The organism is Bradyrhizobium sp. CCGUVB1N3 (assembly GCF_024199925.1).
Lineage (GTDB): Bacteria > Pseudomonadota > Alphaproteobacteria > Rhizobiales > Xanthobacteraceae > Bradyrhizobium.
In genome coordinates, this window is the sequence record NZ_JANADR010000001.1 from 8225364 (window position 1) to 8250785 (window position 25422).

At 64.4% G+C, this 25422-nt stretch carries 21 protein-coding genes and 1 pseudogene; 11 read left to right on the top strand and 11 right to left on the bottom strand.

The window, feature by feature from the left end:
- Window positions 1–265: 265 nt before the first annotated feature.
- The 7 genes from flhA to NLM33_RS38930 all read right to left on the bottom strand — a co-directional run bounded on the left by flhA (window position 266) and on the right by NLM33_RS38930 (window position 7066).
- Window positions 266–2407: a flagellar biosynthesis protein FlhA gene (gene flhA / locus NLM33_RS38900; protein ID WP_254103671.1), complete on the bottom strand. Its 2142-nt coding sequence runs from the start codon at window positions 2405–2407 to the stop codon at window positions 266–268.
- 284 nt (window positions 2408–2691) lie between these two features.
- On the bottom strand, window positions 2692–2994 hold the full coding sequence (locus NLM33_RS38905) for a copper-binding protein (protein WP_254103672.1): 303 nt from the start codon (window positions 2992–2994) through the stop codon (window positions 2692–2694).
- 15 nt (window positions 2995–3009) lie between these two features.
- Window positions 3010–3465: a cupredoxin domain-containing protein gene (locus NLM33_RS38910; RefSeq protein WP_254103673.1), complete on the bottom strand. Its 456-nt coding sequence runs from the start codon at window positions 3463–3465 to the stop codon at window positions 3010–3012.
- Window positions 3466–3501: 36 nt separating this feature from the next.
- On the bottom strand, window positions 3502–4833 hold the full coding sequence (locus NLM33_RS38915; RefSeq protein WP_254103674.1) for a multicopper oxidase family protein: 1332 nt from the start codon (window positions 4831–4833) through the stop codon (window positions 3502–3504).
- Window positions 4834–4846: 13 nt separating this feature from the next.
- Window positions 4847–6271: a TolC family protein gene (locus NLM33_RS38920; protein WP_254103675.1), complete on the bottom strand. Its 1425-nt coding sequence runs from the start codon at window positions 6269–6271 to the stop codon at window positions 4847–4849.
- Between the two features lie 11 nt (window positions 6272–6282).
- Complete coding sequence (locus NLM33_RS38925) at window positions 6283–6570, bottom strand: hypothetical protein (protein WP_254103676.1); 288 nt, start codon at window positions 6568–6570, stop codon at window positions 6283–6285.
- A 76-nt stretch (window positions 6571–6646) separates the two neighbouring features.
- Window positions 6647–7066, bottom strand: a complete 420-nt coding sequence (locus tag NLM33_RS38930) for a hypothetical protein (protein WP_254103677.1) — start codon at window positions 7064–7066, stop codon at window positions 6647–6649.
- Window positions 7067–7208: 142 nt separating this feature from the next.
- Here NLM33_RS38930 and NLM33_RS38935 point away from each other — a divergent pair, with 142 nt between their 5' ends.
- The 3 genes from NLM33_RS38935 (at window position 7209) to NLM33_RS38945 (ending at window position 11941) form a co-directional block, all read left to right on the top strand.
- Window positions 7209–8501: an MFS transporter gene (locus NLM33_RS38935; RefSeq protein ID WP_371930044.1), complete on the top strand. Its 1293-nt coding sequence runs from the start codon at window positions 7209–7211 to the stop codon at window positions 8499–8501.
- A 503-nt stretch (window positions 8502–9004) separates the two neighbouring features.
- Window positions 9005–10363 carry an amidohydrolase family protein gene (locus NLM33_RS38940; protein WP_254103678.1) on the top strand — a complete coding sequence of 453 codons (1359 nt, stop codon included), beginning with the start codon at window positions 9005–9007 and terminating at the stop codon, window positions 10361–10363.
- 474 nt (window positions 10364–10837) lie between these two features.
- Window positions 10838–11941 (top strand): transglycosylase SLT domain-containing protein, encoded by a 1104-nt coding sequence (locus NLM33_RS38945; protein WP_254103679.1) that lies wholly within the window; start codon window positions 10838–10840, stop codon window positions 11939–11941.
- Window positions 11942–12107: 166 nt separating this feature from the next.
- Here the strand turns inward: NLM33_RS38945 and NLM33_RS38950 are convergent, their stop codons facing one another.
- Both NLM33_RS38950 and NLM33_RS38955 read right to left on the bottom strand, forming a co-directional pair.
- Window positions 12108–12509, bottom strand: a complete 402-nt coding sequence (locus tag NLM33_RS38950) for a DUF4864 domain-containing protein (RefSeq protein WP_254103681.1) — start codon at window positions 12507–12509, stop codon at window positions 12108–12110.
- A 13-nt stretch (window positions 12510–12522) separates the two neighbouring features.
- Window positions 12523–13158, bottom strand: coding sequence for a TetR/AcrR family transcriptional regulator (locus NLM33_RS38955; RefSeq protein WP_254103682.1), 636 nt, complete (start codon window positions 13156–13158; stop codon window positions 12523–12525).
- A gap of 241 nt (window positions 13159–13399) precedes the next feature.
- On the opposite strand from NLM33_RS38955, the gene NLM33_RS38960 reads away from it, so the two are divergent.
- Genes NLM33_RS38960 through NLM33_RS38970 form a run of 3 tightly spaced genes read left to right on the top strand, consistent with a single transcriptional unit; the run spans window position 13400 to window position 17185 of the window.
- Window positions 13400–13891 (top strand): (2Fe-2S)-binding protein, encoded by a 492-nt coding sequence (locus tag NLM33_RS38960; protein ID WP_254103683.1) that lies wholly within the window; start codon window positions 13400–13402, stop codon window positions 13889–13891.
- Window positions 13888–14937, top strand: a complete 1050-nt coding sequence (locus NLM33_RS38965) for a xanthine dehydrogenase family protein subunit M (protein ID WP_254103684.1) — start codon at window positions 13888–13890, stop codon at window positions 14935–14937. The genes NLM33_RS38960 and NLM33_RS38965 overlap by 4 nt, the downstream gene beginning before the upstream one ends.
- Window positions 14930–17185 (top strand): xanthine dehydrogenase family protein molybdopterin-binding subunit, encoded by a 2256-nt coding sequence (locus NLM33_RS38970; protein ID WP_254103685.1) that lies wholly within the window; start codon window positions 14930–14932, stop codon window positions 17183–17185. The genes NLM33_RS38965 and NLM33_RS38970 overlap by 8 nt, the downstream gene beginning before the upstream one ends.
- Before the next feature lie 19 nt (window positions 17186–17204).
- Here NLM33_RS38970 and NLM33_RS38975 read toward each other — a convergent pair whose 3' ends face one another.
- Entirely contained in the window at window positions 17205–17753 is a 549-nt protein-coding gene (locus NLM33_RS38975; protein ID WP_254103686.1) for a cupin domain-containing protein, read from the bottom strand.
- 147 nt (window positions 17754–17900) lie between these two features.
- On the opposite strand from NLM33_RS38975, the gene NLM33_RS38980 reads away from it, so the two are divergent.
- Together NLM33_RS38980 and NLM33_RS38985 are read left to right on the top strand one after the other, a co-directional pair.
- Window positions 17901–19229, top strand: coding sequence for an aspartate aminotransferase family protein (locus tag NLM33_RS38980; protein ID WP_254103687.1), 1329 nt, complete (start codon window positions 17901–17903; stop codon window positions 19227–19229).
- Between the two features lie 73 nt (window positions 19230–19302).
- A complete protein-coding gene (locus NLM33_RS38985) occupies window positions 19303–20568 on the top strand; it encodes a D-amino acid dehydrogenase (protein WP_254103688.1) in 1266 nt (421 codons plus the stop codon).
- 154 nt (window positions 20569–20722) lie between these two features.
- Here NLM33_RS38985 and NLM33_RS49405 read toward each other — a convergent pair.
- A pseudogene (locus NLM33_RS49405) lies at window positions 20723–20869 on the bottom strand (chromosome partitioning protein ParB); the annotation flags it as partial.
- A gap of 336 nt (window positions 20870–21205) precedes the next feature.
- Here NLM33_RS49405 and NLM33_RS38995 point away from each other — a divergent pair.
- The 3 genes from NLM33_RS38995 (at window position 21206) to NLM33_RS39005 (ending at window position 25406) form a co-directional block, all read left to right on the top strand.
- Complete coding sequence (locus NLM33_RS38995; protein WP_254103689.1) at window positions 21206–22129, top strand: AraC family transcriptional regulator; 924 nt, start codon at window positions 21206–21208, stop codon at window positions 22127–22129.
- A 33-nt stretch (window positions 22130–22162) separates the two neighbouring features.
- Window positions 22163–23830 (top strand): hypothetical protein, encoded by a 1668-nt coding sequence (locus tag NLM33_RS39000; RefSeq protein WP_254103690.1) that lies wholly within the window; start codon window positions 22163–22165, stop codon window positions 23828–23830.
- A 208-nt stretch (window positions 23831–24038) separates the two neighbouring features.
- Window positions 24039–25406 (top strand): efflux RND transporter periplasmic adaptor subunit, encoded by a 1368-nt coding sequence (locus tag NLM33_RS39005; protein ID WP_254103691.1) that lies wholly within the window; start codon window positions 24039–24041, stop codon window positions 25404–25406.
- Window positions 25407–25422 lie beyond the last annotated feature (16 nt).

Consider the following 25422-nt stretch of genomic DNA (forward strand, 5'->3'; position numbering starts at 1 on the left):
GGCTTCATCGGCGAGGTTCATGCCTTCGGTGCCCAACAACCTAGTATTGGGGGGATTCGTTCCCAAGGGGCGATCACAAGGGCGTGAATAGACGTGAACAACCGCGATCGAAAAGTCGCAATCGTGAATATTTATTCAGCTAACTCAGTCTGTTAGCTCGCCGGCGCGAGTTCCTGAGCCAAATCAGCGGGTTGCCCAAAAATTAGAAAAACCATTTGCCTGTGGCGAAAAAACACGAGCGAAACTCGGGCAAATCAGAAGCAAATCAGATGCTTCCAACCGTTTTCAGCCGCGCCCGCGGATGGATTTCCGCCTGCGACAGCACGGTGGTTTGGGCGCGGAACCGCTCCACCAGGGAACGCACGAAGGGACGAATTGCCGCAGAGGTGACAAGCACCGGCGCCTCGCCCTCGCGCGCCGCGCGCTCGAAGGCCTCGCGCACGGCGGTCATGAACTCGGAGAGCTTCGAGGGCTGCATGGCGAGGCTGCGCTCCTCGCCCTGGCCGATGATGGATTCGGCAAAGGCCTGCTCCCATCTCGCTGATAGCGCGATCAGCGGCAGGTAGCCGTTATAGGAGGTGTTCTGCGCGCAGATCTGGCGGGCGAGGCGGGCGCGGACATGCTCGACCATGGTCGAGGGATTACGCGAGAAGGCGAGCGAGTCGGCGATGCCTTCCAGGATGGTCGAGAGATCGCGGATCGAGATGCGCTCGGCGAGCAGGAGTTGCAGCACGCGCTGGATGCCGGAGATGGTGACTTGCCCCGGTACGATGTCCTTGACCAGCTCGCTCTGCTCCTTCGGCAGCTCCTTGAGCAGCTTCTGCACCTCGCCATAGGACAATAGATCAGACATATTCGTCTTGAGCAGCTCGGTGAGGTGGGTGGAGAGCACGGTCGCGGCGTCGACAACGGTGTAGCCCTTGAGCGAAGCCTCCTCCTTGAGACTGGCATCGATCCAGGTCGCGGGCAGGCCGAACGTCGGCTCGGTGGTGTGGATGCCCGGCACCTGCACCTGACTGCCTGCGGGGTCCATCACCATGAACTGGTTCGGCCAGATCTTGCCGGTGCCGGCGTCGACCTCCTTGATCTTGATGATGTAGGTGTTGGCCTCGAGCTGGACGTTATCGAGGATGCGGACGGCCGGCATCACGAAACCCATCTCGATGGCAAGCGAGCGGCGCAGCGCCTTGATCTGCTCGGTGAGGCGGTCGGTGCCGTCGGGGCCGTTGACCAGCGGCAGCAACGCATAGCCGAGCTCTATCTTGAGATCGTCGATCTTGAGGGCTGCCGAGATCGGCTCCTCCGCCGCGGCGGCGCCGGGCGCGCCCGGCGTTCCGGGGGCGGGCGCGGCCTTGGCGGCTTCCTCGGCCCGGGCGGTGGTCCGCTTGTGGTTGCGCGCCGACCAGGCGAGCGCGCCGGCGCCGGCGCCGAGCGCGAGGAAGGGGATGGTCGGGATGCCCGGGAGGATCGCCAGCACGATCATTACCGCCGACGACATCGCGAGCGCCTGCGGATAGCCGGAGAACTGCTTCATCAGCGCCTTGTCCGCGGCGCCGGAGACGCCGGCCTTGGAGACGAGCAGGCCGGCCGCGGTCGAGACGATCAGCGCTGGCACCTGCGTGACGAGGCCGTCGCCGACGGTCAGCAGCGTGTAGCTGCGCCCGGCGTCGGCGAAGGACAGGCCCTGCTGCGCGACGCCGATGATCATGCCGCCGACGACGTTGATGAAGACGATCAAGAGGCCGGCGATGGCGTCGCCGCGGACGAATTTGGAGGCACCGTCCATGGCGCCGAAGAAGCCGCTCTCGTCCTCCAGCGCCTTGCGGCGCTCCTTGGCGACCTTCTCGTCGATCAGGCCGGCGGACAGGTCGGCGTCGATCGCCATCTGCTTGCCGGGCATGGCGTCGAGGTGGAAGCGCGCCGCGACCTCGGCGATGCGGCCCGAACCCTTGGTGATGACGACGAAGTTGACGATGATCAGGATGGCAAAGACGATGATGCCGATGACGAAATTGCCGCCCATCACGAAGCTGCCGAAGGCTTCGATGACGTGGCCCGCCGCATCCGTGCCCTCGTGCCCGTGCGATAGGATCAGGCGGGTGGAGGCCATGTTGAGCGACAGCCTCAACATGGTCGAGATCAGCAGGATGGTCGGGAAGGCGGAGAATTCCAGCGGCGCCTGGATGAACAGCGAGGTCATCAGGATCAGGATCGAGAGCGTGATCGAGATCGCCAGGAAGAGGTCGAGCACGATCGCAGGCAGCGGCAGGATCAGCACCACCAGGATGGTGAGGATGCCGAGCGCGAGCGCGATGTCGCCGCGCTTGAGGATGTTGCCGATCTCGGTGAGGGAGGGGAGGCCGGGCTTCGGGCTGCCCACGCCTTGACCCGCGGTGACGTCGACCATGGTTGCTGCCTCCCCGCGCGATTGCCGCCCACGCGCGCCAAACGTCTGCGCGGCGGCCGACGGGCCGCCGTTCCGAAAGTGAGGCACCGCACTGGCGTCCACGGGAGCTCCCGTTTTACGCGGCCGACGACACTCGACTTCACCCGGCAATTTTTGCCCGGTGTATGGTTAGCAAAGGGTTAACGGAGGGAGGGGGGAGGGACGAAACGGGACCTTATGACCCGTCATTCCGGGTCTGGTCCTTCGGACCATCCCGGAATGACAACGGAGGTGGCAGGTGCGCCCTACTTCGCCTTCTGCATTTTCGTCACCGTATACCCCGACGCCGCCTCCTCGGCCTCGAAGGTGACCTTGTCGCCGACCTTGACTTGCTTGAGCACCGCCGGGTCCTTGACGCGGTAGACCATGGTCATCGGCTCATCCATGCCGAGGCTTTTGGCCGGTCCGTGCTTGAGCGTGATCTTGCCCGCGCCCTCGTCGATCTTCTTGACCTCGCCGCTGATCGCGGCGCCCTCGGCCGCGGGGGCGCCGAGAGACAGTCCGATGCTCAGCGCCAGCGCGGCGACGATACGGATGATCTGGTTCATGGGAGTCTCCATTGCTCACTTCACGGTGACGCGGCCGACCATGCCGTAGTCGCGGTGGTCGGGGATCAGGCAGGAAAATTCGAACGTGCCGGCCTTGGTGAATTTCCAGACGATCTCGGTCGTCTTGCCCGGCGCCAGCCGCACGCCGTTGGGGTCGTCGTGCTCCATGTGCGGATGCTTCTTCATCACCTCGGCATGCGCGAGATTTTCCTTGGTGGTGGCGAGCAGGAATTCGTGATCCTCCTTGCCGACGTTGCGCAGCACGAAGCGGATCTGCTCGCCGCGCTTGACCGTGATGCGCGAGGGCTCATAGGCCATCTCGCTCAGTGCGATCTCGATGGTCCGCGCCGGTTTCTTGGGATCGCCGGGCTCGCCGGCCGAAAAGGTCTCATGGCCGTGATGCTCGTGCGCGAGTGCAGGCGCGGCCAAAAGCGAAAGTGCCGCAAGTGTGATCATCGTGGTCTTCTTCATCTTGTTCTCCAGTTGGTGGTTCGTCGAAACGTTCGTTCACATCTTCATTTTCTTCATCGGCACGTTTTGCTGCCGCTCCGGCTCCGTGACAGGCGATGCGACCTCGTAGGCGACGGTGCCTTGCGGGAACGCGTAGGGGCCTGGATCGCTGTAATCGTCGCGCGTCATGCCTTCGCGGATCTTCATCACCGTGAACATGCCGCCCATCTCGATCGGCCCGAATTGTCCGGCGCCGGTCATCATCGGCAGCGTGTTGTCGGGCGCCGGCATCTCCATGTTGCCCATCGCCATGCCCGACTGGCCCATCACCATGGCGTCGGGCGCGAGCTTGCCGACCGCACGCGCGAGATCCTTGCGCGAGACGCCGATGAGATTGCGCATGTCGTGGCCCATCGCGTTCATGGTGTGATGCGACTTGTGGCAGTGGAACGCCCAGTCGCCGGGATTGTCGGCGAGAACGTCGAACACGCGCACGGCGCCGACCGGCACGTCGGTCGTCGTCTCCGGATATTGCGCGCTCTCGGGAATCCAGCCGCCGTCGGTGCAGGTCACCGCAAAGCTGTGACCATGCAGATGGATCGGATGGTTGGTCATGCTGAGATTGCCTATGCGCACGCGCACCTTGTCGCCGAGCCGCACCGGCAACGGATCGATGCCGGGAAACACCCGCGAATTCCAGGTCCACATGTTGAAATCGGTCATCTCGTTGACCTTCGGCAAATAGGTGCCGGGGTCGACGCGATAGGTGCTCATCACGAAGACGAAGTCGCGGTCGACGGGGCGGAAATCCGGATCGCGCGGATGCACGACGACCATGCCCATCATGCCCATCGCCATCTGCACCATCTCGTCGGAATGCGGGTGGTACATGAAGGTCCCGCTCTTCTTCATCTCGAACTCATAGACGAAGGTCTTGCCGGGCGGGATGTGCGGCTGATTGAGCCCGCCGACGCCGTCCATGCCACTAGGCACGATCATGCCGTGCCAGTGCACGGTGGTGTATTCGGGTAATTTGTTGGTGACGAAGATGCGGACCTTGTCGCCCTCGACTGCCTCGATCGTCGGCCCAGGCGACTGGCCGTTATAGCCCCAGAGGTTGACCTTCATGCCTTCGGCGAATTCGCGCACCACGGGCTCGGCGACGAGATGGAATTCCTTCCAGTCGCCGTTCATGCGGAACGGCAGCGTCCAGCCGTTCAGCGTGACGACGGGGCGATAATCCGGTCCACTGGTCGGATGCAACGGTGGCTGCATCACCACCTTGTCCATCTGCGGGGCTTCCGGAATCGATGCGGCCTGGACGCGGCCGCTGACCACCGATGCGCTTGCAAGCGCGGCGGTGCTCAAAAATCCTCGGCGGGAAAACATGTTGGCCTCCATCTCAGTGCCCGCCATCGGCAGGCGGTGCCGCGGCGATGGTCGTCGCATTGTCGGTGCCGCCCGCAGGGGCGCCGCCGCCGTTGATGGCGGTCTGCAACTCGGACTGCGCTTGAAAGAATTTTTGCTTCGCGTCGATCGCCCCGCGCAGCGAGGCGAGGCGCTGGCGTGCCTCCGTCAGCAGCGCAAAGATGTCGACCTGCATGCTGGAGAAGCGAAGCTGCATCTCCTCGGTGATGATCTTGCGCAAGGGCAGGATTTCACGCTGATAGTGGCTGGCGATGTCGTAGGTCGAGCGATAGACGCGGTAGGCGTCGCGCGCCTCCGAACGCACGTTTACGGCCCGCTCGGAGAGGCGGTTGAAGGCGAGATTGTAGGTCTCGGTCGCCTGCCGCACGCGCACCTCGCCGCCGTCGAAGATCGGGATCTGGAACTGCACTTCGAACCCCCGCTCGCGGAATGGCGCGCCTCCCGGATCCTGGGTGCGGCGGGAGATGCCGGCGAGATCGAGCAGCGTGACGAAGCGTGTCGCGTCGGTGAGATTGAGCGACTTTGCCAGCGCCGTGAGCTCCAGCCGCGCGATCTGCAAGTCGATGCGATGGGCGACCGCGTCGGCCTCGATCGAGGGCAGCGCGAGCGGCCGGCGCGGCAGCGGCGGCAAAGCGTTGGGCAGGCGGAAATCGAGGCCGTCGTCCCACAGCCCCATCAGCCGCGCCAGCCGCTCTCGCGCACTCGTTGCCGCCTGGCGGGCGGTGGCGAGATCGGCGGTGGTCTCGGCATAAAACACCTGCTCGCGGGCCTGATCGAGCTTGTTGACCGATCCGGTCTCGCCGAGCTTCACAGCGAGTTGCGCGGTGGACTCCGCCGTCGACTTCGCATCCGTCAGCAGTGCCACCATCTCGTTGGCGGAAACGGCGCGGACATAGGCGCGCCGCACGTCCGCGGCGAGCCGCAGCGTTACCAGCGCCGCGCGCAGCTGCGCCTGGCGGAAACGGTCGCGGGCGATGTCGGAGCGGAACGGCAGCGTCGCCAGCGCCAGGATATCGCCGACGACCTGGCGCTCGACTTCGCTGGCGCCATCGCCGGAAATCCGCGAGACCGAGAAGACCGGATTGGGCGGCAGGCTTTGCTCGACGAGATCGGTCTCGGCCAGCGCCAGCTCGTTATAGGCAGCTTGCAGCCCCCTGTTGTTGAGCAGCGCGATCTGCACGGCGGCATCGGCGCTCAGCGTCCGCGACAGCAGGCGGCGAACGCCGTCGTTGACTGCATCGGCCTCCTCGGCCGTCCGCACGAAAGCGACATCCTTTTTGATGGTCCGGCTGGTCAGGTCCGCAACGGCAGTCATGCCGCCGTCCGGCGAGAACGCGGCGCAGCCGGAAAGACCAAGCGCGACGAATGCGAGCAGTCCGCGCGCGAATGGGTGTGCCATGGCGCGCGCTCCTACCGGTCCGGCTTCGCTGGAGGCGAGACGCTGTCATTGCGCTCGCGCCATGGCGCCGGCGGCGCAGGCCTGAGGCTGCTGTAGGGCGCGATCGTCGAGCGGTAGCCGACGCGCGCGACCTTGGCCGCGGGATCGGCAGGATCGGCCTTCGCCAGCGGCGCGGTCGTCGCGGGCATGCAGCCGGACAATGCCGGCGCCGTTATGGCCAGGATCGGCCAGATGAAGCCAAAGCGCCGTCCAAGCGCCGCGGTTGCCGCGGCAAGACGCGCCCCGAAAAGCGTAAGCATGGGTAATCCCTGATCTGTCAGATGACCACGAGCCCGCGCGCGCAAATGCGCGTGGCCTCAAAATCGTGACGTCAGATCAGGCGATGGGAGGGCGGTAGAGCAGGGGCGGCGCCTCGCTGTGCAGGCTCACCGCGATCTCGGGCGCACAGGCGGAGATCGGCTGCACCGGCTTGGCGACGTCGGGAAGGGCGGCCGGCAGCGCGCTCGCGCACATCATCGCGCAGCAGGGGCCGGGTGTGCCCTTGCCGTCATGATGATGTTGCGCGGGTGCATCCTGCGCAGCGGTCTGGTGATGCGCATGCGCGGCGGCGTAATCGTGGCCGCCGTCGGCGTGCATCTGGCTCGCGCCGTGAAGGTGCTCCGGCGCGAGAGCAACTGTCTGCAACTCATCGCCAAGGCACGGCGCGGGACCGCTGCCCCAGGCAAGGACTGCTGCCGGCGCGAGGACGCAGAACAGATAGGCGAGGGCGACGAACCGCCCCACCCTGATCCGCATCGATCGCGTCAATTGCAACAACATCCCGTCGACATGCCTTTTGCGCGGCAATGATGCACACGCAGATTGCAAACTAATGGCAAAGTGTGGTTCCGCCAAGCTCTTCTTACCGCAGCGCACCGCGCATGCCCAATATCGCGCCATGAAGCTTGACCGCAAGGCGGTCACCGAAGAAGGTCGCGCCGTGCACGCGCCTAATTTCCCGCAACGACCGGCCGGCTTCACCCCTGATTCGCGTCAGGCCTGGGTGCGGCTCGTGCTCGCGCTCATGATCGGCTCGATCGGCGCGGTCGGCATGTGGGCGGTCGTGGTCGTGATTCCCGTGGTGCAGGCCGAATTCGCAGCCACGCGCGGCGCGGTGTCGCTGGCCTTCACGCTGATGATGTTCGGCTTCGGCCTTGGTGGGGTGATCGCGGGCAGGATCACCGATCGCTTCGGCATCGTGCCGGCGATGGCGATCAGCATCGCCTTTCTCGGCGTCGCCAACGTGCTGGCTGGGCTGTCGACCATGCTCTGGCAGTTCGTGGCGGTGTATTTCCTGATCGGGCTCGGCACATCGGCAACTTTTGCGCCGCTGATGGCGGAAGCCTCGCACTGGTTCGAGCGCTATCGCGGGCTCGCCGTCACCATCGTCGCGGGCGGCAACTACGTCGCGGGCGCGATGTGGCCGCCGATCGTGAATTGGGGCGTGCAGACCGTCGGCTGGCGCATGACCCACATCGGAATTGGCATCGTCTGTGCGAGCACGATGGCGATGCTGGTTCTGATCCTGCGCGCCCAGATCGGCGACGACAAGGTTCGCAATCACGCCAACGCGCCGCCGCCGCGCGTCGATCTCGGGCTGTCGACCAACACGCTGACGGTGCTGCTGTCGATCGCCGCGATCTCCTGCTGCGTGGCGATGGCGATGCCGCAGGTCCATATCGTCGCCTATTGCGGCGACCTCGGCTACGGCGTGGCGCGCGGCGCGGAGATGCTGTCGCTGATGATGGGCTGCGGCATCGTCAGCCGGATCGGCTCCGGCTTCCTGGCCGACAAGATCGGCGGCATCCCAACGCTGCTGGTCGGCTCGCTGGCGCAGGGCTTTGCGCTGGTCTTCTATTTGTTCTTCGACGGCCTGACCTCGCTCTTTCTGATCTCCGCGATGTTCGGCCTGTTCCAGGGCGGCATCGTGCCGAGCTATGCCATCATCGTGCGCGAGGCGATGCCGGCCGGCGAAGCTGCGACCCGCGTCGGCATCGTGATCTTCGCCTCCGTGTTCGGCATGTCCTTCGGCGGCTGGGTGTCGGGCGTGATCTTTGACGCCACCGGCTCCTATGCAGCGGCGTTTGCGAACGGTGTGGCCTGGAATGCGCTGAACATCGGCATCGTCGTGCTGCTTCTGATCCGCTCGCGGATGAACGTGGCGAAGGCCGGGCCGGGGTTTGCGACCTGACGCCCGGGGGAGGTCCCGACGGCGCTCTTCAACAAAAACCCGAAAAACAACCCCATGCAAAGTAGGGACCGTCGTCGGAGGGGATTGCGGATTTACCGAATTCAACTTGACGCGTCGTGCAAATCAGGGGTAAAGGATGATCATCGCGCAATCTGCAAACGGCGGAAGGGGGCACGCCTGAGAATGGGACAGGGCACGCGTCAGCCGTCATTTCAGGGGCGGGAGCCCGTTGGCGAATGCGACCGTCTCGAGATCCACTACCGTTGACGCGTGAGCGTCGGCCTTTTGAGCCCAAGCAGAAGTTTTTTCGTTCAATCAGAGCATTTCCGATTTTGACCCATTTGCGACATGTCCTAATGTCGATACGACGGCATGATCGCTAGGGCGGGCGATGACGCAGAGCTCAGTTACGCAGCATTGATCTGAGTCAACATCGCTGCCAAACTGTTTTCCCAGCATCAGCGTCGCGAACGCTCGCAACGTATGCTGCAGGGGTAAGCTAAATGAGCCCGATGTCACGAAGGATTTTCGTCGCCGCGCTCCCGCTTCTGACTGTTGGGCTTGCGTCCAGCGCTCGCGCGCAGGGCAATCCGCCAGCAACAACTAGCGCGACCTTGTTCCAGAATGTGCGCATCTTCGACGGAAAAGGCGCCTCACTGTCCGCGCCGTCCAATGTTCTGATTAAAGGCAATATCATCGAGCGCATCTCGACGGAGCCGATCGCTGCGGAGCCAAGCGTCACCATAATCGCCGGGAACGGTCGAACGCTGATGCCGGGGCTGATCGACGCCCACTGGCACGCAATGCTGATCCGTCCGACTGCGGTCGACTCCATCGTGGGCGACGTCGGCTACAACAATATCGCGGCAGGCGTCGAGGCGACGGACACCTTGATGCGCGGCTTCACCACGGTCCGCGACGTCGGCGGCCCCACATTCGGACTGAAAGCCGCCATCGATAAGGGCCTGATTGCAGGTCCACGCATTTATCCCTCGGGAGCCGTCATCACGGTAACCAGCGGACATGGAGATTTCCGCCAACTGTCGGAACTTCCGCGCACGATCGGCGGCATGCTCAGCCGCATGGAGCAGATCGGTGCCAGCATGGTCGCCGACAGTCCGGACGAGGTGCGCGTGCGTGTCCGCGAGCAACTGATGCAAGGCGCTTCCCAGATCAAGCTGACGGCCGGAGGCGGCGTCTCTTCGCCGTTCAGCCCGATCGACGCGTCGACGTTTACCGAGGCCGAGTTGCGTGCCGCCGTCGAAGCGGCGGAGAATTGGGGCACCTATGTCACCGTGCATGCGTTCACGCCGGCAGCCATCCAGCGATCGATCGCCGCTGGTGTGAAATGCATCGAGCACGGCTTCCTGATGGACGATGCGACAGCGAAGCTTATTGCGGAGAAAGGCATCTGGCTCAGCACGCAGCCCTTGCCCGAGGCTTTGAGGCAGGGCTTTCCGGTCGGGTCGGTGCAGCGGGCCAAGGCCGACGAGGTCTGGCCCGGAATTGCCAAAACCTATGAATTGGCCAAGAAGTACAAGATCAAGACAGCGTGGGGCACCGACGTCCTGTTCTCCCAGGCGCTGGCCCAGCAACAGGGTGCCATTCTGGCCTCGCTTGTCCGCTGGTATAGTCCCGCCGAAGCGCTTGCCCAGGCGACCGGCACCAACGGCGAACTGCTGGCCTTGTCCGGCAAGCGCAGTCCCTATCAGGGGAAACTCGGCGTCGTGGAACAAGGCGCGCTCGCCGATCTGCTGCTGGTCGAGGGCAACCCGTTGGAGAATATTGACCTGATCGCCGACCCCGCCAAGAACTTCAAGGTTATCATGAAGGACGGGCGGATATACAAAAATGCCCCGTGACCATAGCCGCGGGGCCGGTCGGTTCATGTTCCTTGTTGGCCCTTCTCGGACCTCATGCAATGGCGGCATCTGCGACGCTATTGAAGGTTAAGCGGACATCGCGGCTCCGTGAGTTCAAACCGCCTGTCCCGCCTTCTGCAGCGAGCATCCCGTGATCTTGCGTCGGGCAAATCAGGGGCAAATGAGGATCATCGCTCAATCTGCAAACGACGGAAGGGGCACGCCCGAGAATGGGGCGCGGTCGGCGCCCATCAGCGCGCACGGCTTCAGCCGTCATTTCAGGGCGGGAGCCTTGTTTGGCGATGGTTACGCGACATGGCGCCCGTCTCTGTTCCTCGGCAGGAAGCGCATCAAGACCGCAACTTCAATTTAGGCACATCTTTGGCGACGCGGCCGAGACCGACCGCACCTGCGCCACAGGCGTGCCATATTGTCTTCCCTTCGCCTCCTTAATCTGCGTGCCAGGTTGGGGACATGAATGGGGGAACCGCGGCCGCGCGGCTGGCGACATTGAAGATTTGGCAAGCAAGCTACATTGTCGGCGCGCTGACCGCGACTTCGTTTGCCGCAATTCATCAGATCGCGGTATCGCGCCCGAGCATCGCAACGCCGAATGCGAGAGTTGCTGATGCATTCAGCGCCATCCCGCTGAATGTGACGACGGTCCTGAAAAATGCCGCGGCAGCGTTTCCGACTCCGGTCATTGAGGCCAAATTCGATACGAGATCATCGGCTAATGCGATCGTCGCGGCGGGATTCAGCGCTGCCGCGCCGGACGCGGTGATGCCGTCCGATTCAACCAGTTCGCCGCGGCAAGGGCGAATGTTGCAGGTCGCCAGCCTTGAGGCAGCGCCGCCCGAGAACTCGGCAACGCCACAGCAGGACCGTCCGCGCGCTGCCTCGCCCAATCCGGACGAAGGCGAACCGTCGTATCTCAAATACTACGTCTACTCGGAAATCCCGCCGCCGGACAAACCCGCGAAGATCGCCTTATCGGCGTTGAGCGGCGTCCCGCTCGGAACGCCCATCCAGGAGATCGAACACGCGGCCAAGGCGTTCGGTATGGATGCCAATTTCATGAAGGCGGTCGCCAAAATCGAATCCGATTTCAATCCCAAGCAACGCACCGGCTCCTATATCGGTCTATTCCAGTTGAGCAAGTTTGAGTTCAGCAAATACGGATCGGGCGACATCCTCAATCCTCGCGACAACGCCATGGGCGCCGCCTACAAGTTCATCACCGAGGCTGCGCTATTCGAAGTAATAACGCACAAGCAGCCGACGTTTTCCGATCTCTACCTGATCCACCAGCAGGGCTGGGAAGGAGCCGCCCAACACATCAGCCATCCGCAGCGGATTGCCTGGAAGTCGATGTGCGCAACCCAGGAGGGCTCGGCGAAGGGCGAGCGATGGTGCAGGCGCGCCATCTGGGGCAACACGCTGCCGGTGGTCAAGCGCGAATGGAAGTCGGTCGATCGTCTCACCTCGGGCGCGTTCGTCGCGATGTGGCGGGATCGCGTCGACACACTCTATGCCCGCTATCCGGTGCAAACTGCGGCGGCCGAACGCTCAAGATAGAACAGTTTGTGACTGCCCACCACGCACGCGTCTTGGCCCACATTCGTTTCGTCGAGAGAGTGTGTCGGCGATCTAGTATCCGGCGCCGGGTAGGTTTGCGTTCCGCTTAGAGACTGGGTGGTTGGCCGGCCGCGGCGGGCGGATTGAAGCTCGACCAGTCCACGCCCTAAACCGCCTGTCCCGCCTTCTGCAGCGAGCATCCCGTGATCTTGTAGCTGCCGTCGGCCTGCTGCTCGAGCGTGTAGAGCGCTTCCCAGGCTTCGTTATTGGCATCGATGATGTGGACGTGCTGGCCAATCCAGTCGCCATCGACCTTGGTCTCGCCGAACTCAAAACTCTTGTGCCGGTAGATCGGTGCGTAGGCACTCTCGACCATCGCCATGAAGATGTCGGCGGCCGGGAAGATCTTTTTGATCCCGGGTGCCGCGTAGGAATAGGCGGCCGCGGCATCGTCGCGGGCAAAAGCCTGCTCCTGGGCGCGGATCACGCTCTTGGCGGCTGCAATGTCGTCGGCCTGCGCGGCCGCAAAACTCAGGAGTAACGTGATCAGCAACACCGCGATGCGCATCACTGCCTCCGCATTATCGTTTTTTCTTCGCCGCCGGTTTTGTCTTTTTGACGGTCGCGCGCGATGATGGTTTGGACTGCACGCGAAGTCCGTCGACGAATACGTCGAGCAGCCTGAGCGCGGTCGATTGCCAGCCGGGTTGGTCGTGCATGTAGCACATGCCGAAGAATGCACGCAGCAGGTCCTCGGGACTGATGTCGGCCCGCATCTGGCCCGCTGCAACTGCGCGATCGAGCAGTGAGCCGATGGCTTTGGTCAGACGCTCGAACGAGAAAGCATGCAGCTCCGACCCGCTCTGCACCGCAAGTGCAAGCGCTGCCGACATGCCCTTCTTGGTCGTGACGAATTCGACATTGGAGCGCAGCCAGCGCCGCAAGGCGTCGACCGGATCCTTCGCGCTTCTGAGTTGCTCGGCGAGCTCGCCGAGCTGCTCGACCTCGCGGCGATACACCGCCTCGAACAGCGCCTCGCGCGTCGGAAAATGACGATAGAGCGTGCCGATGCCAACGCCTGCGCGCTTTGCAACGGCTTCCAGGCTCGCCTCCGGCCCGCCCGCGCTGAACACGGCTTTAGCAGCTTCCAGCACGCGCTCGCGATTGCGCACGGCGTCGGCGCGGGGTTTTCGGATGTTGTCGACCTGGTCGTCCATGTCGCCAATCTAGATCACGATCTGGTTAGATTGAACCCTTTGTGCGGCGCATCGCGTTGTTTGCGCACGGGGTTTTGACGAATTCCAAATATTTTTCGTCTGCTCTTGTTAAACGGAGGGTGCCTCCGTATCTTCGCTGACACGTCGGCTCGGATCGTGTGCGAGCGGCGCGGAATCGACGGCGGCCACGGCGGTGGCTCGCTGAGCGATCACTCATGTCCATATCTGATCGGAGCCTTGTATGACCCACTCCATCAGCCTCACCGTGAACGGTGCGCGGCGCGATTTCCAACTCGATGATCCCCGAGTCACGCTGCTCGATCTCCTGCGTGAGCGTCTGCAACTGACCGGAACCAAGAAGGGATGCGATCGCGGCCAGTGCGGCGCCTGCACCATCCTAGTCGACGGCAAGCGGATCAACTCCTGTCTCGCACTCGCCGTCAGCCATGACGGCGCCGACATCCTCACCATCGAAGGCGTTGCGCGCGGCGACCAGCTTCATCCCGTGCAGGCCGCCTTCATCGCCCGTGACGGCTTCCAATGCGGTTTCTGCACGCCCGGCCAGATCATGAGCGCGATCGGAATGATGCGGGAAGCGCAGGCCGGCGATGACCCCGAACGCATCAGGGAATGCATGAGCGGCAATCTCTGCCGCTGCGGCGCCTATGCCGGCATCGTCGATGCGGTGCTCGAGGTGCAGACCGGTGAAGCCAACCAGAGGCGCTCCGCATGAAGCCGTTCGATTACGTCAGGCCCGCGACCATTGCCGAGGCCGTCACCGCCGCCGCGCAGCCCGGCGCCACCTATCTTGCCGCCGGCACCAATCTGCTCGACCTGATGAAGGGCGGCGTCAGCCGTCCGGATCGTCTCGTCGACGTTACGCATCTGAAGGGCCTCGACCGCATCGAGCACCTCGCCGACGGTAGCGTGCGCATCGGCGCGCTCGTGCGCAATGCCGATCTCGCGCATGACACGGCCTTCGCAAAGGCTTATCCGGCGATCGCCGAGGCGCTGTTGTCGGGCGCCTCCGCCCAGCTCCGCAATGCCGCGACGGTCGGCGGCAACCTCCTGCAACGGACGCGCTGCGCGTATTTCTATGATCCCGCCAGCCGCTGTAACCGGCGCGAGGCCGGCAGCGGTTGCGACGCGCGCGCGGGCGGGAACCGGCTGCATGCGGTGCTCGGCTGGAGCGAAGGCTGCATCGCCACCCATCCCTCCGACTTCTGCGTGCCGCTGGTTGCGCTCGACGCCATCGTCGAGATCGAAGGCAAGAGCGGCCGGCGCGAGCTGCCGCTCGACGCGCTGCATCGCCTGCCGGACACAACGCCCGAGCGCGAGACGGCGCTCGAGCCCGGTGATCTGATCGTGGCGGTGCGCTTGCCGGCCACGGCACGCGATTTCGCAGGCCATGCGCGATACCTCAAGGTTCGCGAGCGCACCTCCTATGCGTTTGCGGTGGTGTCCGCCGCGGCTGCGCTGAGGATCGAGAGCGGCAAGATCAGCGAGGCCCGGCTTGCACTCGGCGGTGTCGCCGCGAAGCCTTGGCGCACCCGCGCGGCGGAAGCGGTGCTGAAAGGTGCTGCGCCTGAGCCGTCCGCTTTCCGCGAAGCGGCGCAGGCCGCGCTCGCAGATGCAAAGCCGTCCGGCGACAACGCTTTCAAGATCGAGCTGGCGCGCCGCATCGTCGTGTGTGCGCTGACGCTAGCCGCCGCTGGAACGCCCGCGCGCATTCCGGCGCTGCCGGCCTCTCCCTTTGCTTCCGGAGCCCTGCATGCCTGAGATCAGCCTCACCTCTGCCCCCGCTCATATTCGCCATGGCTCGAACATGGGCCAGCCGCTGACCCGCCGCGATGGCGTTCTGAAGGTCAAGGGACAGGCCGCCTACGCCGCCGACCATCATCCGCAGGGCATGCTGTTTGCGGTGATCGCGGTGTCGAGCATCGCGCGCGGCCGCGTGACCTCGCTCGATGTCGCTGCGGCCAAAAGCCACAAGGGCGTGGTCGACGTCATGACGTCGAAGCACAAGCCCGAGCTCGCGATCGACCCCGACATCAAGACCAATCCGTTCGTGTTCCGGATGGAGGTCCTGCAGAGCGATGAAATCCGCTACGCCAATCAGCCGATCGCCGTCGTGATCGCAGAGACGCTTGAGGCGGCGACCGAGGGCGCGGCGCTGCTGTCGCCGCGCTACGAGGCGCTAAACCCTCGCGTCGGTCTCGATGCCGGCGAAACGTTTGCCCCACCTGTCGTCGGCGTCGGCAATCCTGCACAGGTGCAGCATGGCGATATCGACGCCGGGCTCGCTGCCGCCGCGAAGCGGATCGAGGCGACCTACGAGACGCCGCCGCAATATCACAATGCCATGGAGCCGCACGCGATCGTCGCTAGCTGGGACGGCGACACGCTGTCGATCGATACGCCGAGCCAGGCCATGGTGATGGCGCGCGCCCGCGTCGCCGAGCTGTTCGGCCTTGCGCCGGACAAGATCCGGATCCGCAGCCCGTTCCTCGGCGGCGGTTTCGGCTCGAAGGGATTTTTGACGGGACCGCAGATTCTCGGCGTCATGGCGGCGAAGCTGGTCGGCAGGCCGGTGAAGCTCGTGCTGCGCCGTGAGCAGATGTATGGCCCGGTTGGCCATCGCGCGCCGACGCGGCAGCGCTTGCGGATGGGCGTCGATGCGGAAGGGCGCTTCACCGCGATCGATCACCACGCGAAGACGGTGTCGAGCAGCTACGACGATTTCTACGAGCCCGCCGCGGACGCCTCGCACACGCTCTATGCGAGCCCTGCGATCAGGACCTCGCACGAGGCTGCGCGCGTCGACACCGGCACGCCGCTGTTCATGCGTGCGCCCGGTGAGGCAACCGGGTCGATCGCGCTGGAAAGCGCGATCGACGAGATGGCGCTCGCCTGCGGCATGGATCCGCTCGTCTTCCGCCTGAAGAATTATGCCGAGGTCGAACCGACCACCGGCAAGCCCTTTTCCTCGAAGGCGCTGCGTGCCTGCTACGAGCAGGGCGCGGCGCGCTTCGGCTGGGCGAGGCGGCAGCTGGCGCCACGGCAGATGCGCGATGACTCAGGTCTCCTGGTCGGCTGGGGCATGGGGACCGCAACGTTCCCGGCACTGATGTTCCAGGCCGAGGCGCGCGCGGCGGTCCGCCGCGATGGCACCGGCGTGATGGAGATCGGCGCGCATGACATGGGGCAGGGCGCCTGGACCGCACTCGCGCAGATCGCGGCTGATAGCCTCGGCCTCGACGTCGATCGCGTCGCGTTTCGCTCCGGCACCTCGGATCTGCCCGATGGCGGCATTGCCGGCGGCTCAGCGCATACGGCGACCGCGGGCAATGCGATCCACAATGCCGGCGCGGCGGTGATAGCGAAGCTCGCCGATCTCGCCACAAGCGACGAGCGTTCGCCGCTGTTCGGCGCCGGCAATGCCGGCGTGATCGCGCGCGATGGCAAGTTGTTCCGTCGCGACGACGAGAGCCGCGGCGAGAGCTATGCCGACATCCTGGCGCGGGCCGGCCTTGCCGAGGTCGATGCGCGCGGCACCGGCGCACCGAACCCGACGGCGCAGACCGACTACGCCATGCATGCGCACGGCGCGGTCTTTGCCGAGGTGAAGGTCGATCCGGAGCTTGGGCAGATCCGGGTCTCGCGCATGGTTGGCGCTTTCGCCGCGGGCCGCATCATCAATCCGCATCTGGTGCGGAGCCAGCTCCTCGGCGGCATGATCTGGGGCCTGTCCTTTGCGCTGCACGAGGAGGCCATCACTGACCGGCGCAGCGGGCGGATCATGAATGCTGATCTCGGCGAGTACCACATCCCCGTGAACGCGGACGTGCCGCCGATGGAAGTGCTGACGGTCGAGGAGCACGATCCGCACGTCAACGCGCTCGGCATCAAGGGTGTCGGCGAGATCGGCATCACCGGCAGCGCCGGCGCGGTGGCCAACGCCGTCTGGCACGCGACCGGCGTGCGGGTGCGCCGTTTCCCGATCCGGATCGAGGAGCTGCTGACGTAGCTCTGAGATCGCTGCTCGCTCAAAACGTCGGCGGCGTGCAGGCCGAGACGACCTCGCACGGCTTGCCGCCGACGCAGCGGAAGCGGTGCGGGCGGCGGCTTTCGAAATAATAGGCATCGCCGGGATTGAGGATGCGCCGCTCGTCCTCCACCGTGACCTCGAGCTTGCCGGAGATCACCACGCCGCCTTCCTCGCCGTCATGGACCAGTGGCACGCGGCCGGTGTCGCTGCCCGGCTCGTAGCGCTCTTTCAGGATCTGCAGGCTCCGGCCGAACAGATTGTCGCCGACCTGGCGGTATGAGATCGGCTTCTTGCCGACCTCGGTCAGTTCCTCAGCGCGATAGAAGATCTTGCGCCGCGTCTCAGGCTCCAGCGCGAAGAACTCGGCGAGGCCCATCGGAATGCCGTCGAGGATGCGCTTGAGCGCGCCGACGGAGGGGTTCATCTGGTTGGATTCGATCAGCGAGATCGTCGAATTGGTGACGCCGGAACGCTTGGCGAGCTCGCGCTGCGACAGCTTGTGGCGGGCCCGGATGAATCGCAGCCGTCCACCGATGTCGACGCTCATGCCCAAAATCCCTGTTGCAGGTGTTGCGGATCGCGCAAATATGGACCGGCACCCCCAACCAGATCAATGGGTTGCCGGCGCACAGAAAAGGGCTTGTTGCGCTTTTGAAGCCGTGGCTCTGCTAGCGGGTCAGCAAAGGAGCGGCCTGTGACCCTTCACCAGATTCCGAACACCATCAAGACCGATTCGCACTGGATGCCGTTCACGGCCAACCGGCAGTTCAAGAAGGCTCCGCGCCTGTTCTCCTCGGCCGAGGGCATGCACTACACCAGCGTCGACGGTCGCAAGGTGATCGACGGCTCGGCGGGCCTGTGGTGCGTCAACGCCGGCCACGGCCGCAGGCAGATTGCGGCTGCGGTCGAGAAGCAGCTCATGACGCTCGACTTCGCGCCGTCATTCAATATGGGTCATCCGCTTTCGTTCGACTTCGCCGAGCGGCTCGCCGAGATCGCGCCCAAGGGCCTCGATCGCATCTTCTTCACCAATTCCGGCTCCGAGTCGGTCGACACTGCGCTCAAGATCGCGCTGGCCTATCATCGCGCCACCGGCCAATCGAGCCGCACCCGCCTGATCGGCCGCGAGCGCGGCTATCACGGCGTCGGCTTCGGCGGCATGTCGGTCGGCGGCATGGTGGCGAACCGTCGCGCCTTTGCGACGCATCTGCCCGGCGTCGATCACATCCGCCACACCCATGATCTTGCCCGCAACGCCTTTGCCAAGGACCAGCCGGCGCATGGTGCCGAGCTCGCCGACGATCTCGAGCGGCTCGTCGCGCTGCACGGCGCCGAGACGATCGCCGCCGTGATCGTCGAGCCGGTGCCGGGCTCGACCGCGGTGTTGCCGCCGCCGCAGGGCTACCTCAAGCGCTTGCGCGAGATCTGCGACAAGCACGGCATCCTCCTGATCTTCGACGAGGTCATCACCGGCTTCGGCCGCCTCGGTACGCCGTTCGCCGCCAATTTCTTCGGCGTCACGCCGGATCTGATGACGACGGCCAAAGGCATCACCAACGGCACCGTGCCCTGCGGCGCCGTGTTCGCGAGCCGCAAGGTTCACGACGGCGTGATGACCGGCCCGGAGGGCCAGATCGAGCTGTTCCACGGCTATACCTATTCGGCGCACCCGGTGGCCTGCGCCGCCGGCATCGCGACGCTCGACATCTACAAGGACGAGGGCCTGCTCACCCGCGGCGCTGAGATCGCCGACTACTGGCGCGATGCGCTGCATTCGCTCAAAGGCCTGCCGAACGTCGTCGACATCCGCAATTGCGGCCTGATGGGCGCGGTCGAGGTCGCGCCGCGTGATGGCGCGGTCGGTGCGCGCGGCTATGACATCATGGTCGATTGCTTCAACACCGGTCTCTACTTGCGCATGAGCGGCGACTCCTTCGCGATGTCGCCGCCCCTGATCGTCGAGAAGAGCCACATCGACCAGATGGTCTCGATTCTCGGCGACGCCATCAAGCGCGTGGCCTGATAATTGCTCTCGCGGTCCTCGACCAGTTGTTCTTGCTAGCGGCGCGACAAACGCCGCGGGAGTGGTGCGAAACGTGAAAGTCCTGATCCTCGGCAGCGGTGTCATCGGCGTCACCTCTGCCTATTACCTCGCGCGTGCCGGCCATGAGGTGACGGTCGTCGACCGTCAGGGCGAGCCGGCGCTCGAGACGTCCTTTGCCAATGCCGGCGAGGTCTCGCCCGGCTATTCCTCGCCGTGGGCCGGTCCCGGCGTGCCGGTGAAGGCGATCAAATGGCTCCTGATGAAGCACGGTCCGCTGGTGATCCGGCCGAAGGTCGATCCCGTGATGTGGGTCTGGCTGCTCAAGATGCTGCGCAATTGCACGTCGGCGCGCTATGCCGTGAACAAGAGCCGGATGATCCCGATCGCGGAATATAGCCGCGATTGCCTGCGCGACCTGCGCCGGGACATCGGCATTCAATATGACGAGCGTTCCAAGGGTACGCTCCAGCTCTTCCGCTACCAGGCGCAGCTCGACGGCACGGCTGAGGACATCGCCGTGCTCAAGCAGTATGGCGTGCCCTATGAGGTGCTCAATCGCGAGGGCTGCATCGCGGCCGAGCCGGCGCTCGCCGGCGTGAAGGAAAAGTTCGTCGGCGGCCTGCGGCTGCCGGAGGACGAGACCGGCGACTGCCACATGTTCACGCAGGCACTGGCCGCAGAGGCCGAAAAGCTCGGCGTGCGCTTCATGTTCAATACGTCCATCGACGGCATCGTCACGGATGCCTCGCGTGTGACCGGTGTTGCGACCGGCGCCGGCCTGTTGCAGGCGGATGCCTACGTCGTCGCGCTCGGAAGCTGGTCGTCGCGGCTCGTTGCTCCTCTCGGGATTTCTTTGCCGGTCTATCCGGTGAAGGGCTATTCGATCACGGTGCCGATCAAGGACGCCTCCGGCGCTCCGGAATCGACCGTGATGGACGAGAGCTATAAGGTCGCGATCACGCGGCTCGGCAATCGCATCCGCGTCGGCGGCACCGCGGAGATCTCCGGCTATTCCGACAAGCTTTACGCCGCGCGCCGCGCCACGCTCGATCATTCGGTGACGGATTTGTTCCCGCGCGGCGGCGATCTCTCCAAGGCCACGTTCTGGAGCGGCCTGCGGCCGATGACCCCCGACGGCCCGCCCGTGATCGGCGCCACGCGCTATTCAAATCTCCATCTCAACACCGGCCACGGCACGCTCGGCTGGACGATGTCTTGCGGCTCCGGCCGCGTCCTCGCCGACATGCTGTCGGGCAAGAAGCCGGAGATCGATACCAGCGAGCTGACGGTGGAGCGCTACGCGCACCGGTTTGGGTGAGAATACTTCGCCTCTCCCCGCCTGCGGACTTGCGGGAGAGGCCGACGCGCTCGAAGAGCGCGGCGGGTGGGGACTCTCTCCACGTAGGGAATCCCAATGTGGAAGCACTGCGAGCCAGTTGACGGGCGTGCGCGTCGGTGAAGCTCTCCTGTGCTGCGCAGAAGGTCTCGATGGCGTGGGGCTGCTCGCGCCAAGCCTGGTAGAGTTCATACACAGCACGGATTGATGAGCCGGCAAGCTTCAACCGGAGGAACCCGGGCATACTCTGGACCGACGCGTAGCGAGAAGCCCAGTCCCTAGACTTGCCGAGCTTGCGCCGATGAGCCCCCCGTCTCTGTGGCGTTTTCGATCATAAAATCAATGCGATACGAAAATTATGGGTGGGGTCATTGCTCGGTTCCGATCGCGCGTTCGACATTCAGCATCCGCAAAGGCGGTGGAAGCATGGTAGCCGTCGTAGCCGTCCGCTCCACCGTCATGGCGCTGTAGTCAAGCCACCCTATCCGATTGCAATCGCGGTGTCGGCGCTGCCTTGCGGCGGGGACGATCGATCGGCATGAAAGGCGGAGTACGAGGTGGAGCGAAAGCTGAGGCTGCTGGCCAATATTGAACGCAATTGCTTGTTCGATCGACCGCGGTGAGCGGCGTGATCGATCCGACACAATCCGAACACATGTCGAGCAATTGCTATCCGCTAGATCGTCCGGCGCGTGAACCCGATGCAAGCAGGTTTGACAAATCCTCTTCCGCGGAACAGCAACTGGTCGATCTTCGCAGCGCGGCGATCCTGCGCTTGGCTTCCGAGAGCGACTGCAATTTGCTCTTGATCATGCCGAAGGTTGACTTCGGCATCATCTCGCAGCCGGTCAATGAGGTCTTTCTGTTTCCCGGCGAAGCTATTCTGGTATCCACCGACGGTCCCACCAGCACATCGGCCAGGATTGCATCGCGATCGCTGATTGTCGGACTGCAACGACAACGGCTGGAGCCACATGCGCCGGACCTCGACGAGACTTTCATGAGTCCGATTCCAGCGAACACTCTGGCTCTACGGTTGCTGTCCCATTACGTGGAAAGCCTTCGCGGATTGCAAGCTCTGGCCGAGCCGTCGCTGCTGAGTATCGCAGCCTCCCATGTCCACGATCTGGTCGCCTTGATGGTCGTTACGGCCTGCAGAGCTTATGCGATTGTCAACGGCGAGGGTGTTCGCTCCAGGCGGCTTGACGCGATCAAGGCGGATATCGTCAAGAACATTCAGCAGCCGGATCTGTCTGTTGCGGCGGTCGCCTTACGCCACGCCGTCACGTCGCGTCATGTCCAGAAACTGTTCGCCGCGGATGGAACGACGTTCACCGAGTTCGTGCTGGGCAATCGCTTGCCGATGGCGCGGCGCGCACTGACCAATCCAAATCTTATCGATAAGAACATCAGCACGATCGCGTTCGAAGTCGGATTCAACGATGTGTCCTATTTCAATCGATCGTTTCGCCGTCTCTACGGCATGTCGCCGAGCAAGCTGCGCGCCCTGTCGCGGGGCGAGCCAACGCTGGCGGGCGCCTGACGCGACTGGCCGAATGCGCAATGCGTAAGCCTTATGAAGTCCGATGGCGTGTCTGGTCCAATGATTGGTTCGAACCCATTCGCCCCAGTCCGATCTGCTCATCCCCGTTGCTGCGACAAACGAGCGTCCTGGGATGTCCCAGGCAATCGCGAACGGAGAAAATTAATGAAGCGGATCATGTTGTCCAGCGCAGCGTTGGGCGCGTTGATGGCGGTCTCGATGCCGGCGCAAGCTGCCGACAAAAGCCATGGGATTTCGAATCTCGGCTGGGTCATCAACTGGGTCAGCGGCAAGCACGATCTCGACGGGTCCACGCTGTCGACCACTAACGGCAAGGACGATAAGGGCTCCCGGCAGGATGCCGACAACTGGACCAACAATCTCGGCGGTGAATATGTCCCCGGCAAGGGATGGGTCCCAAGTAAGGCCGTTGCTGTTCTGGATGGTGCCGCCAATACGATCAAGGACGCCATCGGTCTGGGCGCCAAGACGACGATTACCGTGGTAGCGACGCCGGTGATCGGCAAGAACCCGGCCTCGGTGCTGGGCGCCACCGTGTCCACGGCGGCCGTCACCTATGGTGACAAGTTGCTCGACTATGATACTGGCCAAAGCAAGGGCAAGGATCCGGCGAAAGCCGCGCTCGAGGCCGGCGCGGTGGCCGGGGCCGTTGAAACGGTTGGCCAGATCGTTCCCGGTGGCGGCAGGGCCAACGACGTCGTCAAGTCGGTGATCAAGACCTCGGCGAAAACCTCGCTCGATGCGGCGATCGCCATCGCCGAAGGCAAGGATCCGGCCAAGCCGGTCGCGAGCGACCTGACCAGCGGTGCGATCGACGCGACGCTCTCGACGTTGGGCGTCAAGGGGCCGCTGAAGGATATTTCCAAAGTCGTGATTGTCGGGGCCATCAAGGACTTTGGCAAGGCCGGGCATCCGGTCGGTCATGGTTCGGGGAGTCCAGCCGGCGGCGTTGAAACTCCCGCGGGCACTTACACGCCGGGCGGTTCGGAGGGATCGAGCTACACCCCTTCCGGCAACGGTGATCATTCCGGAAGCTTCCCCTCGGGAGACGACCAACATGGCGCAGGCCGTGGTGACAACGGAAACGGTAGCGGTGACGACAGCAGCAGCGGAGATGATGCCTCCACCTCAAAGACCGAGGATGCCACGGTCGAAACATTTGCGAGCGACGGAACGCCGATCACGGTCGTATATCCCGGTAGCAATTCCAATCCCGACGAAGGCAGCGGCACCGACAACGGCCGCGCCGCCAAGCTCGATCAGATTGGCGTTCATGTTCCCGGTTTCGGCAAGAACCCAGGCGATAGCGAGGACAATGGTCCGGATGGCACCGACGGCAGCAGCAAGGGTCCCGGACGTCCCGGCGATCCACGCAGCAATCTCGACGGTACCAGCACGGTGATCAAGATCGGGGGCGTGGTCGGTCCAAACGGTCACGGCACCGGCGGTGGCTCCACCGGAATGGGCGATGGTTCCGGATCCGGCGGAGCATCGGAAGAAGGATCGATGCGCGGCCAGCACAATTCGGGCAGCGGCGGTCCGGGCACCGGAACAAGCGTGGACGCCGATGGCTGGTCGCCCGACCTGCATATCAACACATTCGGCGCCCACGGCGCGGCAAACCGTGATGCTGCCCCGCTGAAAGCGATCGAGATCGTCGTGCCGACCCGCATGCACTAGCCCTTCGCTTCGTCACCGCAGTTCGCCCGGACATTTGCTCCGGGCGAACCCACCATTTCCAACCAGCCTGCCATGCGACTGCTGCGCCCGTCATCGCAACGGCCTGCCGGTCTTGGTTCTTTCGATTTTCATTGGGACAAATCACATGTTGAGTCCGTCTCCGAACCTCTCGCGCCTGGCCGATGAAGTCACACGGCCCGAGGCGGCGATGGCGCCGCCGCCGCGCCGTCGCCGCTGGCGCGCCTTGGCGATTCTGTTCTCCGCCGCGCTGCTCGCGCTCGTTATCGGACTCTATGCGTACCAAGCGACGGCGAGCCGACCCGGCTTGCAGCATATCGCTGTGCCACTGCTGCGCGGCAATGTTGTCAGCACCATCTCGGCCAGCGGCAATGTCCGGCCGGTCAGCATCGTGCGGGTAAGCACGCTGCAGGGCGGCACGCTGGTGAGGATTCCGGTCGACTTCAATTCGGATGTGCACAAAGGCGATCTGCTGGCCCAGATCGACGACGTCGCGCAACGCAGCGAGCTGCGCCGTGCGACCGCCGAAGTCGCCGTCGCGGCCGCTCAGCAGCGGGTGGAGGAGGCGCTGGTGGTGCAGCGCAGCGCTGAAATCGCCGCGGCGCAGGCGCAATACGAATCGATGTTGGCGGCGGCCGGCGCCTCTCGCGGCGACCTTGATGTCGCTGCGGCGGCGGTGGTCCGCCAGGAGGCACTGTTGAAGAATGGCGTCGCCACCGAAGTGGCTGCGTTGAACGCGCGGGCTGCCCGCGACACCGCGCGGGCCAAGCTGGAGCAGGCCGACAGCACCGTGCGTCATGCCAAGGCCTCCCGTGAGGCGGCCGAAGCGGCGCTGCTGGCGGTTCGTGCCCAGCAGGAATCCAGCGTAGCGACGCTGGCGCAGGCGACGGCGCGCCAACAACGCGCACGCATCGATCTCGATCGGACACGGATCCTGTCGCCGGTGGACGGCACTGTGGTCTGGAAGTCGGTGGATGTCGGGCAAACCGTATCGACCAACGTCGATCCACCGGTCCTGTTCTTCATCGCCCAGGATCTCACCGAAGTGCAGATCGAGACCACCATCGACGAGAACGACATCAGCCATGTCCGGGTCGGCCAGACAGTGAGCTTCACAGTGGCAGCCTATCCCGGTGAGCAATTCCAGGGCGCCGTCAAGCAGATCCGCACCGGCTCGGAGGCCTTGTTCGGAAGCAAGCAGGGCACGGTCTCGGCCGTGACCTATATTGTCGAGATAGCCACTGCGAACAAGGATCGCCGGCTGTTGCCGGGCATGACGGCCTCGGTGCGGATCGTCACCGCACAGGCACAGGACCAGTTGACCGTGCCTGCCGCGGCGCTCCGCTTTGGCGAAAGATTCGTCGCGAAAAACGCCGTACAAATGCCGAACCGCCCCGGATTGCGGCCGCTGCTATTGATCGACGAGGCCAATAACAGCCGTGTCATCGCGGTCAGACTGCTGGCCAGCGATGGCGTCAGCACCGCAGTCGAAACCGGCGCGGCGTGGACCATTAATGACCGGGTGATCGTCGCAGAAAGGCCGGTCCATGAGCGTTAATCGACACGGCGCTGCG

Coding starts and splice junctions, on each gene's coding strand:
- NLM33_RS38920 (WP_254103675.1), bottom strand. CDS start 6,271: ATGGCACACCCATTCGCGCGCGGACTGCTCGCATTCGTCGCGCTTGGT.
- NLM33_RS38930 (WP_254103677.1), bottom strand. CDS start 7,066: ATGCGGATCAGGGTGGGGCGGTTCGTCGCCCTCGCCTATCTGTTCTGC.
- flhA (WP_254103671.1), bottom strand. CDS start 2,407: ATGGTCGACGTCACCGCGGGTCAAGGCGTGGGCAGCCCGAAGCCCGGC.
- NLM33_RS38945 (WP_254103679.1), top strand. CDS start 10,838: ATGAATGGGGGAACCGCGGCCGCGCGGCTGGCGACATTGAAGATTTGG.
- NLM33_RS38925 (WP_254103676.1), bottom strand. CDS start 6,570: ATGCTTACGCTTTTCGGGGCGCGTCTTGCCGCGGCAACCGCGGCGCTT.
- NLM33_RS38950 (WP_254103681.1), bottom strand. CDS start 12,509: ATGCGCATCGCGGTGTTGCTGATCACGTTACTCCTGAGTTTTGCGGCC.
- NLM33_RS38955 (WP_254103682.1), bottom strand. CDS start 13,158: ATGGACGACCAGGTCGACAACATCCGAAAACCCCGCGCCGACGCCGTG.
- NLM33_RS38940 (WP_254103678.1), top strand. CDS start 9,005: ATGAGCCCGATGTCACGAAGGATTTTCGTCGCCGCGCTCCCGCTTCTG.
- NLM33_RS38965 (WP_254103684.1), top strand. CDS start 13,888: ATGAAGCCGTTCGATTACGTCAGGCCCGCGACCATTGCCGAGGCCGTC.
- NLM33_RS38915 (WP_254103674.1), bottom strand. CDS start 4,833: ATGTTTTCCCGCCGAGGATTTTTGAGCACCGCCGCGCTTGCAAGCGCA.
- NLM33_RS39005 (WP_254103691.1), top strand. CDS start 24,039: ATGGCGCCGCCGCCGCGCCGTCGCCGCTGGCGCGCCTTGGCGATTCTG.
- NLM33_RS38905 (WP_254103672.1), bottom strand. CDS start 2,994: ATGAACCAGATCATCCGTATCGTCGCCGCGCTGGCGCTGAGCATCGGA.
- NLM33_RS38970 (WP_254103685.1), top strand. CDS start 14,930: ATGCCTGAGATCAGCCTCACCTCTGCCCCCGCTCATATTCGCCATGGC.
- NLM33_RS38935 (WP_371930044.1), top strand. CDS start 7,209: ATGAAGCTTGACCGCAAGGCGGTCACCGAAGAAGGTCGCGCCGTGCAC.
- NLM33_RS38910 (WP_254103673.1), bottom strand. CDS start 3,465: ATGAAGAAGACCACGATGATCACACTTGCGGCACTTTCGCTTTTGGCC.
- NLM33_RS38975 (WP_254103686.1), bottom strand. CDS start 17,753: ATGAGCGTCGACATCGGTGGACGGCTGCGATTCATCCGGGCCCGCCAC.
- NLM33_RS38960 (WP_254103683.1), top strand. CDS start 13,400: ATGACCCACTCCATCAGCCTCACCGTGAACGGTGCGCGGCGCGATTTC.
- NLM33_RS39000 (WP_254103690.1), top strand. CDS start 22,163: ATGAAGTCCGATGGCGTGTCTGGTCCAATGATTGGTTCGAACCCATTC.